Origin of the sequence: Paenibacillus sp. HGH0039 (genome assembly GCF_000411255.1) — a bacterium.
In the GTDB taxonomy this organism is placed as follows: Bacteria; Bacillota; Bacilli; order Paenibacillales; family NBRC-103111; genus Paenibacillus_F.
Window position 1 is genome coordinate 2,642,117 of the sequence record NZ_KE150413.1, and the last position, 16,126, is coordinate 2,658,242.

The 16,126-nt window shown below is 52.9% G+C and carries 13 protein-coding genes; 12 read left to right on the forward strand and 1 reads right to left on the reverse strand.

The features are described from left to right. The first annotated feature begins 193 nt into the window (after positions 1–193). From HMPREF1207_RS26385 to HMPREF1207_RS26425, 9 genes are all read left to right on the forward strand, one after another. A complete protein-coding gene (locus HMPREF1207_RS26385) occupies positions 194–1,819 on the forward strand; it encodes an extracellular solute-binding protein (RefSeq protein ID WP_009673843.1) in 1,626 nt (541 codons plus the stop codon). 95 nt (positions 1,820–1,914) lie between these two features. Beyond that, entirely contained in the window at positions 1,915–2,871 is a 957-nt protein-coding gene (locus HMPREF1207_RS26390; protein ID WP_009673768.1) for an ABC transporter permease, read from the forward strand. Positions 2,872–2,889: 18 nt separating this feature from the next. Further along, positions 2,890–3,765: a carbohydrate ABC transporter permease gene (locus HMPREF1207_RS26395; RefSeq protein ID WP_009673770.1), complete on the forward strand. Its 876-nt coding sequence runs from the start codon at positions 2,890–2,892 to the stop codon at positions 3,763–3,765. Positions 3,766–3,777: 12 nt separating this feature from the next. Then, positions 3,778–6,045, forward strand: a complete 2,268-nt coding sequence (locus HMPREF1207_RS26400; protein ID WP_009673895.1) for a glycosyl hydrolase family 95 catalytic domain-containing protein — start codon at positions 3,778–3,780, stop codon at positions 6,043–6,045. Continuing rightward, positions 6,042–6,692: an SGNH/GDSL hydrolase family protein gene (locus HMPREF1207_RS26405; protein ID WP_009673744.1), complete on the forward strand. Its 651-nt coding sequence runs from the start codon at positions 6,042–6,044 to the stop codon at positions 6,690–6,692. The genes HMPREF1207_RS26400 and HMPREF1207_RS26405 overlap by 4 nt, the downstream gene beginning before the upstream one ends. 174 nt (positions 6,693–6,866) lie before the next feature. After that, a complete protein-coding gene (locus HMPREF1207_RS26410) occupies positions 6,867–8,744 on the forward strand; it encodes a chondroitinase-B domain-containing protein (protein ID WP_009673668.1) in 1,878 nt (625 codons plus the stop codon). Positions 8,745–8,982: 238 nt separating this feature from the next. Then, a complete protein-coding gene (locus HMPREF1207_RS26415) occupies positions 8,983–9,582 on the forward strand; it encodes a TetR/AcrR family transcriptional regulator (protein WP_016424164.1) in 600 nt (199 codons plus the stop codon). 149 nt (positions 9,583–9,731) lie between these two features. After that, on the forward strand, positions 9,732–10,931 hold the full coding sequence (locus HMPREF1207_RS26420) for an MFS transporter (RefSeq protein WP_009673842.1): 1,200 nt from the start codon (positions 9,732–9,734) through the stop codon (positions 10,929–10,931). Between the two features lie 54 nt (positions 10,932–10,985). Continuing rightward, on the forward strand, positions 10,986–11,852 hold the full coding sequence (locus tag HMPREF1207_RS26425) for a proline iminopeptidase-family hydrolase (RefSeq protein ID WP_009673759.1): 867 nt from the start codon (positions 10,986–10,988) through the stop codon (positions 11,850–11,852). 109 nt (positions 11,853–11,961) lie between these two features. Here HMPREF1207_RS26425 and HMPREF1207_RS26430 read toward each other — a convergent pair whose 3' ends face one another. Then, positions 11,962–12,726 (reverse strand): SDR family oxidoreductase, encoded by a 765-nt coding sequence (locus tag HMPREF1207_RS26430; protein ID WP_009673734.1) that lies wholly within the window; start codon positions 12,724–12,726, stop codon positions 11,962–11,964. Between the two features lie 138 nt (positions 12,727–12,864). Here HMPREF1207_RS26430 and HMPREF1207_RS26435 point away from each other — a divergent pair, with 138 nt between their 5' ends. The 3 genes from HMPREF1207_RS26435 to HMPREF1207_RS26445 all read left to right on the forward strand — a co-directional run bounded on the left by HMPREF1207_RS26435 (position 12,865) and on the right by HMPREF1207_RS26445 (position 16,113). Then, positions 12,865–13,305, forward strand: a complete 441-nt coding sequence (locus HMPREF1207_RS26435) for an Lrp/AsnC family transcriptional regulator (RefSeq protein WP_009673722.1) — start codon at positions 12,865–12,867, stop codon at positions 13,303–13,305. A 169-nt stretch (positions 13,306–13,474) separates the two neighbouring features. After that, the gene (locus HMPREF1207_RS26440; protein ID WP_009673750.1) at positions 13,475–14,473 is read left to right on the forward strand and encodes a helix-turn-helix transcriptional regulator; all 999 of its coding nucleotides are present in this window, start codon (positions 13,475–13,477) and stop codon (positions 14,471–14,473) included. Positions 14,474–14,667: 194 nt separating this feature from the next. Further along, positions 14,668–16,113: an MFS transporter gene (locus HMPREF1207_RS26445; RefSeq protein ID WP_009673838.1), complete on the forward strand. Its 1,446-nt coding sequence runs from the start codon at positions 14,668–14,670 to the stop codon at positions 16,111–16,113. The last annotated feature ends 13 nt before the right edge of the window (positions 16,114–16,126 follow it).

The following is a 16,126-nucleotide window of genomic DNA, read 5'->3' on the forward strand; positions in this document are numbered from 1 at the left end:
GCGGTTTTTACGCTTTTGTGCGCTTTTTACAGACGGATTGCGGTTTTTACAGGCTGCCGGTCAACCCGGATTTCGGCAAATTGATGGGCCATTCCGGTTTTTGAAGATATCTATTGGAGGCGGCGGCAAGTCATACTGACACTGAGATGCGCGACGCAACCGTGCATCCGTGATTTTGAAGAGGAGGGTTTGCATGGTCAGACATTCGGGAAGAAGAAACAGCCGCTCGGGTATCATCGTCATTCTGGCAGCTTCGGTTATGCTCGCAGCTTGTTCGGCCGGTGGAAGAGGAGGGAAGGAAGAGAAACAATCGGCGGTGGATTCGGAACCCGGCAAATACCCGGTTCGTGCGGAAGAAACGCTAACCTCGTGGGAGCCGATGGATACGAACCTTTCCGCGTTCGTAACGAATCTGGCAGACTCGCCGTTCGGCAAACAGCTGGAGAAAGAAACGGGCATCAAAGTCAAGTACACGCACCCGGCGGACGGTCAGTCCAAAGACCAGTTCAATCTCTTGATCGCATCCAACAATTTGCCCGATGTGATCGAGTACAACTGGAGCGGCGGCAGCGGATCGTACCCGGGCGGACCGGAGAAAGCCATCGCCGATAAGGTGATCATTCCGCTCAATTCGTATATCGACAAGTACGCCCCGAACTTGAAAAAGCTGCTTGAGAAAGACAAAGAGCTGGACAAAATGATCAAAACGGACAGCGGTAATTATTACGTGTTTCCGATGATCCGCCCGGAGAACGGTCTCGTATTCCGGGGACCCATGATCCGCAAGGACTGGCTGGACGAATTGAAATTGGACGTTCCGGTGACGATCGACGACTGGTACACCGTTTTGAAAGCGTTTAAAGAGCGCAAAGGGGCGGCCTCGCCGTTTTCCGCCTTATACCAGAACGAGTTTAACATCCAGGACGCTTTTATCGGCGCCTACAAAACGGCAAACCGTTACTATATCGACGACCAGGGAAAAGTCAGATACGGGCCGGTCGACCCTCAATTCAAAGAGGCGCTGACGCTTCTGCGCAAGTGGTATGCGGAAGGGCTGATCGATAAAGATTTTGCCCTCAATACGGATTCCAAATCACTGGATACGAAAATGCTGAACGACAGCACCGGTGCGACGGTTCATCTCCTGAGCGGCGGAATGGGAAGATGGATGGATACGGGAAAGAAGAAGAACCCGAATTTTCAGCTCGTCGCCGCTCCTTATCCGACGCTGACCAAAGGCGAGCGACCGTTCATCGGCCAGCGGGATTTCAAGTATAATCCGGCTGCCAGCAAAGCGGTTTCCGATGCCTCTAAAAATCCGGAGCTGGCCGTGAGGTGGCTGGATTACGCGTACGGTGAGAAGGGCAGTCTGCTTTTTAACTTCGGGACGGAAGGCGACAGCTATACCCTGAACAACGGCACGCCCGCATTTACCGATAAAATAGCGAAGGACGGGAAATACACCCTTCAGCAAATGATTTCCCAATACACGAAACCGAACGGCCCTTACCTCGGGGACAGCCGGAAGAACTTCAATACATTCAAGCAGCAGCACGAGGCCCAGAAAATATGGTCCGAGACCGATGCGGCGAAGCATGTTATGCCGCAGTTTATTACGCCGACGGTAGAGGAGAGCAAAGAAATCGCCAAGCTGAACACGGCTATTACGAGCTACAAGGAAGAAATGTTTATCAAGTTCGTGATGGGAAAAGAGCCTCTGGATAAATTCGACGAGTACGTAAAGCGGATCAAGGAGATGGGGATCGATAAGGTGACGAAGATTTACCAGGATGCCTTCGACCGCTACAACAAGCGCTAATAACATGTTTTGCGGCAGCCCGTTAATCGGATTTTACCGTGTGAACAAGTACGTCTCACGGCCGGAGCTGCCGATACGAACGGAGGAATTGTGTCATGGCTGCCATAAATCAGGAAGCTCTGCCGTACCCGGCCGCAAAAAAACAGGCCCGGACCGGCCTCCTGCTCGATATCCGCAAAAACAAACTTTTGTACGTGATGCTGCTGCCGGTGCTGCTTTACTATGCCGTCTTTCACTATGCCCCCATGTACGGCGCGATTATCGCTTTTAAAGATTTCTCGCCGAGGCTGGGCATCTGGGGAAGCGAATGGGTCGGATTCGCCCATTTCGAGAGTTTTTTCTCCGGGGCTTATTTCTGGAGGACGATCAAAAATACGATTCTGATCAGCTTGAACGAACTTGTCTTCGGATTTCCGGCGCCGATCATTCTGGCCCTGCTGCTGAACGAAGTGCGGAACTCGGTTTTTAAGCGGACGGTTCAGACCGTGACTTACATGCCTTATTTTATTTCCCTCGTCGTGATCTGCGGCATCATTAAAGATTTTACGGCCAGCAGCGGCGTCATTAACGATATCATCGCTTTTTTCGGCGGCGAACGCTTAACGCTTCTGCTGGAACCGGAGTGGTTTCGTACCATTTATGTGTCCTCGGGCATTTGGCAGCATATCGGATGGGGGACCATCATCTATTTGGCCGCCTTGACCGGCATCGATCAGGAACAATACGAAGCGGCCAAAATGGACGGCGCCGGGCGCTGGAAGCAGATGCTGAACGTTACGCTGCCCGGACTGATGCCGACCATCATTATCCTGCTGATTCTGGAGCTGGGCCGTATGATGAACGTCGGTTTCGAAAAGATCATCCTGCTTTACAATCCGAGCACGTTCGATACCGCAGACGTGGTGTCTTCCTATGTGTATCGTGTGGGGCTGCAGGAGTTTAATTACAGCTTCAGCTCCGCGGTCGGTCTATTTAACTCCGCGGTGAACTTTACGCTGCTTCTCAGTTCCAACTGGATCAGCCGGAAGCTGAACAGCACGAGTCTCTGGTAGGAAAGGAAGAAATCCCTAATGAACAGACGGACTTTCTCCGAACGGGCGTTTGACGGCTTCAATCTGCTATTTCTTACCCTGCTCATGATCGTAACGATCTATCCCCTTGTGTATGTTGTGTTCGCCTCGCTCAGCGATGCGGGAGGGCTTCTTGCGCACAAAGGGTTTTTGTGGAAGCCGGTCGGCTTCTCGCTGGACGCCTACGCGAACGTTTTCCGCAATCCCATGATTCTGAAAGGCTACGCCAACACGTTTTTCGTAGTCTTCCTGGGTCTTGCGTTCAACATTTTGCTGACTTCGCTCGGCGCCTACGCGCTGTCCCGCAAAAGTCTCGCTTACCGCAAACGGATTATGCTGTTCATCGTGTTTACGATGTTTTTCAGCGGCGGGCTCATCCCTTTTTATTTGACGGTCAAAGGGGTGGGGCTTGCGAATACGCTGTGGGCGCTTATTATTCCGACGGCGGTCAACACGTTTAATCTGATTCTGATGAAAACGGCCTTCGAGGGCATCCCGGATGCGCTGGAGGAGTCGGCCAAAATCGACGGGGCGAATGATTTCGTTATTTTGTTCCGCATCGTCCTGCCGCTTTCACTTCCGGTCCTTGCCGTCATGCTGCTCTATTACGGAGTCGGCCACTGGAACGCCTGGTTTAACGCCCTCATCTTCCTACAGGAAAGATCCATGTTTCCTTTGCAGCTTATTTTGCGCGAAATTCTTCTGCAGGGGGAAGCGAATGCCAATCTGGGCGCTTCCGAAGGCGACGTGGCTATGCTCACCGTCACGCTTAAGTACGCGACCATTATCGTCGCAACGGTGCCGATCCTGCTCGTTTATCCGTTTTTACAGAAATATTTCGTAAAAGGAGCTCTCATCGGAGCGATAAAAGGATAGGAGTGACGCTTCATGAAGCAATCCGTAACAGACCGTCCGCGTCTGGATCTCGATTGGCGGGCTTTTATGGCGGAGCATGATATGGAATGGGTCGTGAAACCGACGAGCTGGGATGAAGGCGCTTTCATCGGGAACGGGACGATCGGAGCGATGGTCTACGGAGCCGAAAATGCGAAAAAGCGGCGGACGCTCCGGTTTGTTATGGGCCGCACCGATGTGACGGCAACCCGTACGGACCGTGATGATTTTAAACCCCGTGTGCCGATAGGCGAAATGAACCTGGAGCTGGCGGGCCTGATTTATAATCCCACACGGCTGAGGGTGGATCTGTGGAACGCCGAGCTTCGGGGCTCGCTGACTACGACATGCGGAGAAGTGCGCATCAGGGCGCTTGTGCATGCCGAAGAAGCGGTCATGGCCATTGAACTTGAAACATCGGAGGAGGAAAAGGAGGCACGCCTGGAGTGGGTGCCTCACTCCGAAGTGGACGATGTGCTCAAATTTGCCGACGGAGTCAACGTTAATCAGTACATTCCGCTTGCCGAACACGAGACGTCTCGGGAAGATGGAATGACTTTTGCTATCCAGCGTTTCGCGGGAGGGGAAGAATGCGGGGAAGGGTGCGTCACCGCTTGGACAGTCACGCAATTGCCTGAAGGACGGAGAGTCGCCTTCGTCTCCATCCAGAACGGCTGCACCCAAGAGGCGAGAAAGAACGCGGCGGAAGCCGTCCGGAAAGCGGCGTCCGGCGATTTCGGCGAATGGGTGTCCGCTCACCGCAGGTGGTGGCACGACTATTACCGCCAAAGCTTTCTTTCCATCCCCGACCGGCGCCTGGAAAGTTTTTACTGGATTCAGATGTATAAACTGGCATCGGCGGCAAGGGCGGATAGTGTCCTGCTGGACAATCAGGGTCCCTGGCTTGCACCGACCCCCTGGGCCGCGAACTGGTTCAACATGAACGTCCAGATGAGTTATTCCCCGGTGTACGCGTCCAACCGTCTCGCGATCGGAGAGTCGCTGGTCAAAGCGGTAGCGGATAACAGCGAGCATCTGAGGGAAAATGTTCCGCAGCCGTACCGCCATGATTCCGCGGGCCTTGGGAGAAGCGGCAGCTTTGACCTCCGCAGCGAGGTAGGCGAGGAAATCGGGAATTTGGCCTGGCTCTGCCACTGTCTGTGGCGGCAGTACCGTTATTCAATGGACGACGGGCTGCTGCGGGATGTCCTGTATCCCGTGCTGCGCGGGAGCGTTAATTACTACTTGCATCTGCTTCACGCGGGCGAGGACGGGAAGCTGCATCTGCCTCCGACGATCTCGCCGGAATACGGCTCGTTCAAACGGCTGACCGTCAGCGACTGCCACTACGACCTCGCGCTGCTCCGGTGGGGATGCGAGACGCTGCTTGCCGCAGACGCACGGCTCGGAAGCGGCGATCCTCTTGCCGGCAGGTGGCGGGAAGCGCTGGACAATCTCACGCCGCTGCCGGTGGACGTAAGCGGCTATATGGTCGGCCGCGGGGTCCCCCTTGCCTTCGGGCACAGGCACTTCAGCCACCTGCTGGCGGCTTTTCCGCTGCACTTGGCCAGTCCGGACCGGGAAGAGGAACGGGAATTGATCGCCCGTTCCCTCCGGCACTGGCTGGACAGCGAAGGCGACCTGCGCGGCTTCAGCTTTGCCGGGGCGGCTTCGATCGCAGCTACACTCGGCTGGGGGGACGAGGCTTTGCGCCTGCTTCATACACTTCTCGGCCTTATCAAGCCGAACACGATGTACAAAGAAGCCGGGCCTGTCATCGAAACCCCTCTTGCCGGGGCCGAATCGCTGCACGATATGCTGCTGCAAAGCTGGGGCGGCACGATCCGGGTCTTCCCCGCTGTGCCGGAAGAATGGCGGGAAGCCGCCTTCCACGACCTGCGCGCCGAGGGCGCCTTCCTCGTCAGCGCCGTCCGCCGCGCCGGGGCCACGTCTTTCGTGAGGGTCAAGAGTCTGGCGGGGGAGCCTTGCGAAATCCGGACGGGCTGGACCGGCACGGTTCACTGGCGGCTAGCCGGAGAGGTCGCGCGTCATGTTGTGCAGGTGGCGGACAGCCGGGAATCGGTTATGCTTCCGCTAAAACAGGGGGAGGAAGCGATTCTTTATCCGGCGGGCGAAGAACCCGAGCTGCGGATTGGGCCCGTTGAGGCGAAGACGGGACCCGTCCGGTATTTCGGAGGTTCCAAGACTTGGCGCCTGTACGGATTTCCGTTCCGCAATTTATTAGAGGAGGATCGAACATGACGGAGCACAAAGACCGGACGATCGGAAGGGGAGAGCTTCTTCTTTTTCAAGGAGACAGCATTACGGATACCGGCAGAAACCGCGAAAATCATGCGGACCTGGGAAAAGGCTATGTTCAGATGATAGCAGGCTTGTTCGGCGCCGCCTGTCCCGGAAGCCGGGTCACTTTTCTCAACAAGGGGATAAGCGGAAACCGCGTCAAGGATTTGCAAAACCGCTGGCAGCAGGACTGCATCGACTTGAAGCCGGATTGGGTCACCATTTATATCGGGATCAACGACTGCTGGAGAAGGTATGACCGCAATGATCCCACGTCCCTGGAGACGTTTGCCGCGGGATACCGGCAGCTTCTGACGCGCACGACGGAAGAAACGGGAGCCCGGATCGTGCTGATGGAGCCTTTCGTCCTTCCCGTGCCGGAAGACCGCAAGGCGTGGCGGGAAGATCTTGATCCGAAGATCAGAGTCGTACGGGAGCTGGCCCGGGAATTCGGTGCCCGGCTGGTTCCGCTCGACGGCTTGTTTGCCCGCGCTTCCACGGAAGCGCCGGCCAGCTACTGGGCTCCGGATGGGGTACATCCGTCGGCCGCCGGCCACGGACTGATAGCCAGGGCATGGCTGGACACGATGAAGGTGAAGCTTTTTTAAAGAAGAACGCCGATATTCCGGATTTTGAGGGGGCTTTTCGAGAATTGAAGATAGCTTTTACGGGACGTTTACGGTATACAGGAAGTAGAGTGCGCACTCTGCAATCTGTTTCACGGAAGGAGTAAGGAACTGCAAGTCAGGCGCTGAAAAATACGCTCAAAAGGATGTGTTGTGATGAACGCCGGTAATCGTACTTTTTCGCTCATTCTGTCTCTTTGTCTGCTTCTTATGCTGATTCCCGCTCAGGGCTATGCGGCGAATACGAAACTTTCCGTACCCGCTTCCGCCGTAACGGCGAGCACCCATGACGGCAACCTGCCGGCTAATACGGTGGACGGCAACCTGTCGACCCGCTGGTCCGCAAACGGCAACGGCGAGTGGATTCGTTTCGATCTCGGTTCACTCCGTAAAGTCGCCTATATCAAGGTTGCCTTCCTGACCGGTGACACGAGAACATCGACTTTCGATATTCAGACTTCGGCGGACAATGTTACGTATACGAATGTGAAAACAAATGTGACGAGCAGCCTGAATGCGCAGCTTCAGACATTTGATTTCGCGGATGTATCCTCGGTGCGTTACGTGAAACTTGTCGGGCACGGCAACTCCGTCAATTTGTGGAACAGCTACACGGAAGTCGAAATTTACGGGGAAGACGACAACCAGGGCGGAATCCCCGTGTCCACTTCGGAAGGACTGGCAGCGGCTCTGAAAACCGCAAGCGCCGGACAGACGATTGTGCTGGCGGACGGTAATTACACGGTTAGCGGTAATAATCCGTCGATTTTAATTGAAAATCGAAACGGAACAGAGGCAAACCCCATTACGATCAAAGCCGCAAACCGGGGAAAGGCCGTTATTACAGGCTCGACCACTTTTGAAGTCAAAAATTCCTCTTACGTTACAATCGAGGGCTTGAAGTTTGCCAATTCGGCCGACAAGGGCGTCTTATTGAACGGCTCCCATCATATCCGGCTGACGCGGAACCAGTTTGCTTTACCTGCCCGGGGGGTAGCCACCATCTGGCTTCAGGTAAGCGGTGCGAACAGCCATCATAACCAGATCGACCGCAACGATTTCGGCAACAAAACGGATACCAATCCTCTTATCGCCTATGAAGGGGACGGACAGGGGAACATTTCCCAGCATGACGTGATCGAATACAATTATTTTCACGATGTAGGGCCATGGGTGGCGAACGGAAAAGAAACGATCCGGCTGGGATTGTCCAAAATCTCGCTTTCCGACGGGTTCAACAAAATCCAGTATAATCTGTTTGAAAATACGGACGGCGAACCGGAAATCGTATCCGTAAAGAGCAGCAATAATACCGTACGCTACAATACGTTCAAAACTTCGAAGGGCGGACTTACTTCCAGACATGGCCATAGCAACAGTTTCTACGGGAACTTCTTTCTCGGCGACGGGGTAGAATCGGAACAGGCGGGCATCCGCATCTACGGGAACGATCATAAGATTTATAACAATTACATGGAAAATCTGACGAACAGCGCAATTATTCTCGACAACGGCAATTACGACGGCGGAGCGGGCGGTTATCCTTCGAATCCGAGCGAAGACGATCTGAAAGCTCAATGGAGAATTTACCGTGCCCAGGTCGTCAACAACACGATCGTCAACAGCACGACCGGTATCGTAGTCGGTTCGGGCAAAGCGTTCACTCCGGTAGACAGCAGAGTAGCCAACAATATCGTGAAAAACAGCTCCGGTATTCTCTATAACGAGGCGGCAACGACCAATACGGTATTCGAAGGCAACATCGGATACGGAGGGACCGTGACAAACAAAGGCAGAACGTCCGCTGAGATCTGGAATAAGAATCCGCTGCTGACGGCCGTGCAGGGGCTGCAGAAATTATCGGCTTCCAGCCCGGCGATCAATTATGCCAAAGGCTCTTATCCTTTTGTCCAGGAGGACATGGACGGGGAAATCCGCTCGGTCAACGATGCCGGAGCCGATGAGCGTTCGAGCGCGTCAAGCTTTACGAATCATCCGCTGACTCAAGCGGAAGTGGGCCCGGATGCTCCCTGACTTTTAAGGGGAAAAGAGAGCTTAGTTATCCGCAGTCTGCAGGGGGATATGTAATGAAGCCGGCACGGATTGTGCCGGTTTTTTCTATGACTTGAAACGAAAGCGAAGAATAAAAAATTTGCCTTAATCGGCTGTTTTTGATAAGATACAGAACGAACGTTCAGTATTATTTTCCTGTGAACACGACCGGCAGGTACGGATGCCGTCAAACCATACACGAAGGAGTGAAGCGGAGCGGATGAATAAAAAGCAGCTGCAAAGTGAACAGACAAAAAAACGGGTTGCCGATGCTGCCAGGACCTTGTTCGTCCAGAAGGGATACAAAGCCACTTCTATCGAAGATATCGTGGAGGCCACGGGCAGCAGCAAAGGGAACATTTATTATCATTTCAAAAGTAAAGAAGGCTTATTTCTTTATCTGGTCGACGAATGGGAACGCGAATGGGAAGAAAAGTGGATGGAAAAAGAACCGCTTTATAAAACAACGACCGAGAAGCTCTTGGGAATGGCGCAGCAGATGGTTATCGAAGATTTGAACCATCCCTTGACCCAAGCGGCCGACGAGTTTTTTAATAACGAAGAGAAAACGAACGACGTGGAAGAACGGATCGCCGAACTGGTGAACCGGCATTTAAAATTCAATCAAGCCCTGATTCAACAGGGGATGGACAGCGGTGAATTCAAAGGCGCTGATGTGGAACCTCTTGCGGTGATTCTGGAAAGTCTGATCATGGGGCTGAGCCAGATGTCGCGGAAATCGTCCACGGCGGAAGCATTGAAGCTGTACCGGTTGGCTTTCGGCGTCTTCCTACACGGAGTAGCGAAACCGAGCGGATAAGGCGGACTGCCGGTGACGGCTGAGGAAATTTTCGATTCGGCGCTTTGGCGTCTTTTATTACGCCTATATACTGAACGAACGTTCAGTATATGAAATTAAGGGAACCCTGGATAGACTAAATAGACAGATTTGTGGAGGAGGGGATGGAAATGGATTTGCTGCTTAAAAACCGAGGAGCCGTACTGCTTCTCATGCTTAATATTTTTCTCGTATTTACCGGTATCGGACTCGTTATCCCGATCATGCCGACTTACATGGATGAACTTCATTTAAACGGAAGCATTATGGGCTTCCTCGTGGCCGCGTTTTCGCTGACGCAGCTCATTTTCTCGCCGCTCGCGGGCAGGTTTTCCGATTCGCTGGGCCGGAAGAAAATGATCGTGGCCGGTATGGTCATCTTCACCGTGTCCGAGCTGCTATTCGGCGTAGTGAGTTCGCCCGTTCTGCTTTTCGCTTCCAGAATGCTCGGAGGGATAGGCGCGGCGCTGATCATGCCTTCGATTATGGCTTACATAGCCGATGTCACTACAACTGCGGAGCGGGCCAAAGGAATGGGATTTATCAACGCCGCGATCACGACGGGCTTCATCATCGGCCCGGGCATCGGCGGCTTTATCGCGGAATTCGGCATACGTGCGCCTTTCTACGCGGCTGCGGCCGTCGGCGCCGTCGCCGCGGTTGTCACGCTGTTTATTCTGCCCGAATCGAAACCGGTGGAACCGCCCGTTAAAGCCGGAGCGGCTCCTTCGCAGAAGCAGAGCTTTATGGCCCAGATGCTGAGTTCGTTCCGGGAACCGTATTTCATCAGCCTGGTCATCGTCTTCGTGATGTCTTTCGGCCTGGCGAATTACGAGACGGTTTTCGGACTTTTCGTGGATCATAAATTCGGATTTACACCTAAAGATATCGCTTTTATCATTACGTTCGGCTCTATTTCCGGAGCGGTCGTGCAGGTCACGATATTCGGCTGGATCTTGAATCGCTTCGGGGAAAGAACCGTCATATCGGTCTGTCTCGCTATGGCCGGTCTGTTCGTTTTGCTGACTCTGTTCGTCCATCAATATTGGATGATTGTTGTCGTGACGTTTATCGTATTTTTGTCGATCGATATTTTGCGTCCGGCGATCGGAACTCAGATGTCTAAAATGGCGAACGAGCATCAGGGATATGTAGCGGGCCTGAATTCGGCTTATACCAGCCTCGGAAATATTACGGGTCCGATCGTGGCCGGAGTTCTTTTCGACCGGAATTTGAATTATCCGTATGTGTCGGCGGCCCTGATCTTGTTTCTATGCTTCGCCTTGTCTTTGCGGGCGGGAAGAAGAGGATCGGCATCCGGCATTTCGTAAAGCCACAGAAAGCTTTATACTAGAAAGATAAAAAGAAAGCGGGAGGCATGCAGGATGCGGCATACAGAAGGCTATATCGAGGTACCCGGCGGCAAAGTGTGGTACAGCTCGGCGGGAGAAGGCGGCGGAACGCCCCTGCTCGTTCTACACGGCGGCCCGGGCAACACTCATGATCCGCTTAAAGCGACCCTTCACGTGCTGGGAGACGAAAGGCCGGTTATTTTCTACGATCAGCTCGGCGGAGGGAATTCGGACAGACCGGGAGATGCCTCCTTATGGCGTACGGAACGGTTTATCGAAGAACTGGCCTGTGTGAGAGAAGCTCTCGGCCTGGATGAGGTTCATATACTCGGGCATTCCTGGGGCACGATGCTCGCGGCTTCCTATTTGATCGAACGCAAGCCAACCGGAGTGCGAAGCGTCATTTTCTCCAGTCCCTGTCTGAGTGCGGCACGCTGGAAAGAAGACGCGGACCGGTTCCTAGCTGAATTGCCGGATGAAGTCCAAGCGGTCATCGCGCGCAGCGAAGAGCAGGGCACAACGAATTCGGATGAGTATCGGGATGCGATGAAGGACTATTACAAAAGGCACGTATGCCGAATCGACCCTCTGCCTGCGGTCGTGCTGGAAAGCCGGGGCAAGGCTAATAAGGACATTTACATGTCCATGTGGGGGCCTTCCGAGTTTTGCCCGACCGGGAGTCTGAAAACGTACGACGTGACACCGCGGCTTCATGAAATTAACGTGCCGTCGCTGTTCCTGTGCGGCCGGTATGACGAAGCGGCGCCGGAGTCTACGTTTTATTATCACTCGCTTGTCCCTCAATCGGACTTTCAAGTGCTGGAGAACAGCTCCCATGCGGGATATCTGGAAGAACCGGAGGAGTATGTCCGTATCGTACGCGGCTTTTTAACTTCATAAGCGGACTGGCAAAAAGACAGACTTTCTTAAAAAGGAAGTCTGTCTTTTAAGTTGGAAAACAGATATTCGAGCGCTCAGTCTCCCGATCACCTTCGTCGCTGCCCGGTTCTTAGAGGCGGGCGCCGCCGGATACATCGAGTATCTGGGCGGTGACCCAGCGGCTGTCCTCTGACGCAAGAAAGGCCGCTGCATCCGCGATATCTCCGACTTGTCCGAGCCGGCCGAAAGCGGACATGCCTGCCGCGTACTTCCGGACCGACGGATCGCTCAGGATGTCCGCGTTAATATCGGTTTCCGTGTAACCGGGAAGGATCGTGTTCACGGTAATGCCCCTTTCTCCCAGTTGTTTCGCCAGCGGCAGGGTCATGGTGTTTAAAGCGCCTTTCGTCAACCCGTAGGCAATGGAAGCGGGGAATGCGATGCGGGTTTCGGCGGAGGAAATGTTCACGATGCGTCCTCCGGTGCGCAGCCGGGGCAGCGCTTTTTGAATAATGAAAAACGGAGCCTTGATGTTGACGGCGATCAGCTCGTCAAACTGTTTCTCGGTCGTGGTTTCGATGGACCCTTGTGTGCCGATTCCGGCATTGTTGACGAGAATATCGAGGGATGTGCTGCCCGTATGTTTGATGGTGAGCGTGTCCAGCTGCTCGAACAATCGTTCCACGCCCTGCATGGAGCCCAGATCGGCCTGCACGCTAAAAGCTTTTCCGCCGGATTCCGTAATTTCGGCAACGGTCCGCTCCGCCGCCTTCTTGTCCCGGCCGTAATGAACGGCTACCCATGCACCGTCGTGGGCCAATCTCTTGGCGATCGCCTTTCCGATTCCGCGGCTTGCTCCGGTGACGAGTGCCGTTTTTTCGCGCAAATTCTGCATGCCAATCATCCTTTCCGGTTCTATACAGTTAATTATATGGAAATTCGGATGAGGAGACAGGTATAATCAAAGGGATTCCTGCCGAATCGCTTTCCGTTTTATAAGTAAAACCGCTAAACCGCTTTAGGAGGATGATGGATGAGAGAAACGGCAAAGCCCGACGATACCGACCGCAAAATCATGAACTTACTGCATACGAACGCACGCATGCCGGTTGCCGAAATCGGTCGCCACATCTCCATGACCCAGCCGGCAGTGAGAGAACGCATCCAAAAGCTCGAAGAGCAGGGGATTATTACCGCCTACAAAGCCAAATTCGATCCCGGTAAATTAGACCGGGGCATACAGGCATTTATGTTGTTTAAAACCGTTAAATGCCGGGAGTTTGTCCGTTATTGCGAATCTTCCCCGGAGGTTGCCGAGCTGTACCGCATAAGCGGGGAGTTCAATTATTTGCTAAAAACGAGGAGCGAATCGATGGAATCGCTTGCCGCGTTCCAGGACGCGATGATGGTTTACGGAGTATCGAATACGCTGATCATCATGCACGCTCACGTGGAGGATAAAAGTCCGTTTTGACTCACCCGGAGATGCTTTCAGGCTGCCGGGTATACCTATGAAAATCCGGAACCGGATTCAGACGGTTTTTACTCGCTCCATTATTTCAGTTAAACGATGACCGGATTTCCGCATCGGGCTTTTGGTAATGCAAATAATCTCTGGATTAATCAGGCAAGAAGGTGTCCATTTGACTTTATATATAGTTAATAGCGAGGTGCACAGCCTTTTCGATCAGTTTACGGATCTGATTCAAGGACAATCCCGGCTTCGGGCATGGGAGCAGCATATTACGATTCCGCACGAGATTGGACAAGGAAGCATCCTCAGGACGCGAATCCGTCCCGGCATGGAAATCGCGATAACGGACCTGACCTATGCGCAGGATATGAAGCTGCGTATTCAGGAGGCATGTCCGTTGTTTGAGCTAAGTTATTGTCTTAGCGGCGATATTTATTGCGAGTGGGGCGGCAAGGAGAGCTATACCAATCATTGGACGGGCAACGTGCTATTTTTCGAGAATGAATTGGTATATGAAGAGAAAAAGGCGGGGGTCCGCAATCATATGCTGGAAATCCGCTTGTCTCCGCAGGAGTTGTTTCATTATGCGGCCGATCTTCCCGAGCGACAGAAGATGGAATCCTGGCTGCAGCGGCATAAGGGCAGCATCGATAAATACCCGAATACGCCGGAAATCCATCGCTGTGTGTCGGATATGCTTAACTGTTCTTATGTCGGAGCGATGAAACGGCTTTACATGGAGAGCAAAGCCATGGAGCTGATCGCTTTGTTCGGGGAAGTAGAAGGCTATGAAGCGGAGATTGGAAAACAGTTTTTGAACCGGGATGATCTCGTGAAGCTGGATCAAGCCAGGGAACTGGTGGTTCGTCATTTCGAACAGCCGTTATCGATCCGGGAGCTGGCGAGAAAGGTCGGACTCAATGAATTCAAGCTGAAAAAAGGTTTTCGGGAACGTTTTGGCATGACTGTATTTGAACTGGTACGCAAGCAAAGGATGGAAAAGGCGCTTTATTGTATGGAAGTACAGCGGATGAATGTCGGGGAAACGGCGGTGTCCGTCGGCTACAGCAATTTCAGCAATTTCGCCGCAGCCTTCCATAAAATGTATGGATATAATCCGAGTGAATACCTCAAGATGTTATCCCATCGGGATGCAAAAACAGAATAGATCAGCTTATTCGTTTAAAAAAGGATTTCGGACATAGGTATCATGTTCGGAATCCTTTTTTTGTTCCGCCCATTCCTTCTATAGGGAGAGAAAATACCTTTGCAGGTAGAACACCGTTTCATTCTCGCTGATAATAAGGATCAATTGGTCATGCTGGTTCGCTTAATTTGGCGCTGAATGAGGGAGGAATAACAATGAATGACTTGATTCCTGCATGTACAAGAGAACCCGATGCGGCACCGCACCCCGATCCACGCCGCTGGATGGCTTTAGTCCTGATTTTGCTGCCGACGCTTCTGATTTCGCTGAACAATTACATGATGCAGGTGGCGCTTCCGGTAATGCAGGCGAGCGTCCATGCCAGCTTTGCCGAAGCGCAGCTTATTTTCTCGGGATATTCGTTAGGGCTTGCCGTTGCTTTGATTTTAGGCGGAAAATTGGGTGACTTATATGGCCGAAAACGCCTGTTACGGATCGGGGTTTCGGGTTTTACCTGTATGTGCCTGCTCGGCGCATTGGTACCCAACCCGACTCTACTCCTTGTCATTCGCATCATCCAGGGTTTATCGGCAGCGATGATCCAACCACAGGTTTTGTCCATTATGCAGAGCATCTTCCTCCCGAGGGAAAAAGGGTTGGTTTTTGCCATCTATGGGGCCGTGATCGGCCTAGGTTTCACCCTTGGCTTGATTTTGGGCGGGCTTTTGGTGGACTGGAACCTGTTCGGACTTAGCTGGAGGATCGTTTTTCTAGTTAATGTGCCTTTTGGACTGCTTGTGATGATGGGACTGCCGATCGTTCCCGAATCACGCGGGCATTCCGACCCGAGTATCGACTGGTTCGGCATTATTCTTGTTATGTCCGGATTGCTTTTGCTCATATATCCGTTAACGATCTGCCAAAAACAAGGATGGCCGGTATGGACCTGGGGATGCTTGCTTTTATCGCTCGTGTTACTGCTTCAATTCGTGCTTCAGCAGAAACGGAGAGAAGAGGCGGGACGCGCGCCGTTGATGGAGCTTTCCATGTTCAAAATAGGTTCATTCCGGATCGGAATCATTACAGAGGTCGTTGTCTATCTCAGTATGTTCTCATTCTTCTTCATTTTAAATTATTATTTACAGGCGGGACTGAAATTCGATCTTGAATCGACCAGCCTTGTTTTTTTACCGCTTGGCTTGGGGTTTTTCGCCACTTCATTAATGTCGGCGTGGTTGGTGAAAAGATGGGGAGACGCCGTATTAAAAACAGGGACGCTTACGATGGGAGTGAGCTTATTTATGCTGATTTGGTCTCTGCATGCCGATGCCGTGCATTTCTTTCACTTTCAAAACCTATTGATTCTGTCGGTATACGGGCTGGGTCTGGGCATGGCCACAACACCGCTTGCCAATACGATCTTGAATCGCGTGCCGGCGGCGTCGGGCGGAACCGGTTCGGGGCTGTTTACGACCTTTATGTATTTGGCGAACGCTTTGGGTGTAGCATGGATCAGCATTTTGTTTTCCGCTGCGCTGAATTCGCCCCTTGCCGAAGCCGGCCTGGGAGATTATGTCAGAGCTTTTTCCGTTTCAACCGCCGCGAGCGGAGTGCTGGCTTTCGCCGCTTGTGCATGCATCTGTAGGTTAAAAGAGAAGTGATGTGACTGATGTG

What these genes read in the sequence shown, in the direction of transcription:
- HMPREF1207_RS26400 (WP_009673895.1), top strand. Translation starts at nt 3,778, where the DNA reads ATGAAGCAATCCGTAACAGACCGTCCGCGTCTGGATCTCGATTGGCGG.
- HMPREF1207_RS26420 (WP_009673842.1), top strand. Translation starts at nt 9,732, where the DNA reads ATGGATTTGCTGCTTAAAAACCGAGGAGCCGTACTGCTTCTCATGCTT.
- HMPREF1207_RS26385 (WP_009673843.1), top strand. Translation starts at nt 194, where the DNA reads ATGGTCAGACATTCGGGAAGAAGAAACAGCCGCTCGGGTATCATCGTC.
- HMPREF1207_RS26425 (WP_009673759.1), top strand. Translation starts at nt 10,986, where the DNA reads ATGCGGCATACAGAAGGCTATATCGAGGTACCCGGCGGCAAAGTGTGG.
- HMPREF1207_RS26415 (WP_016424164.1), top strand. Translation starts at nt 8,983, where the DNA reads ATGAATAAAAAGCAGCTGCAAAGTGAACAGACAAAAAAACGGGTTGCC.
- HMPREF1207_RS26435 (WP_009673722.1), top strand. Translation starts at nt 12,865, where the DNA reads ATGAGAGAAACGGCAAAGCCCGACGATACCGACCGCAAAATCATGAAC.
- HMPREF1207_RS26445 (WP_009673838.1), top strand. Translation starts at nt 14,668, where the DNA reads ATGAATGACTTGATTCCTGCATGTACAAGAGAACCCGATGCGGCACCG.
- HMPREF1207_RS26390 (WP_009673768.1), top strand. Translation starts at nt 1,915, where the DNA reads ATGGCTGCCATAAATCAGGAAGCTCTGCCGTACCCGGCCGCAAAAAAA.
- HMPREF1207_RS26430 (WP_009673734.1), bottom strand. Translation starts at nt 12,726, where the DNA reads ATGCAGAATTTGCGCGAAAAAACGGCACTCGTCACCGGAGCAAGCCGC.
- HMPREF1207_RS26405 (WP_009673744.1), top strand. Translation starts at nt 6,042, where the DNA reads ATGACGGAGCACAAAGACCGGACGATCGGAAGGGGAGAGCTTCTTCTT.
- HMPREF1207_RS26410 (WP_009673668.1), top strand. Translation starts at nt 6,867, where the DNA reads ATGAACGCCGGTAATCGTACTTTTTCGCTCATTCTGTCTCTTTGTCTG.
- HMPREF1207_RS26395 (WP_009673770.1), top strand. Translation starts at nt 2,890, where the DNA reads ATGAACAGACGGACTTTCTCCGAACGGGCGTTTGACGGCTTCAATCTG.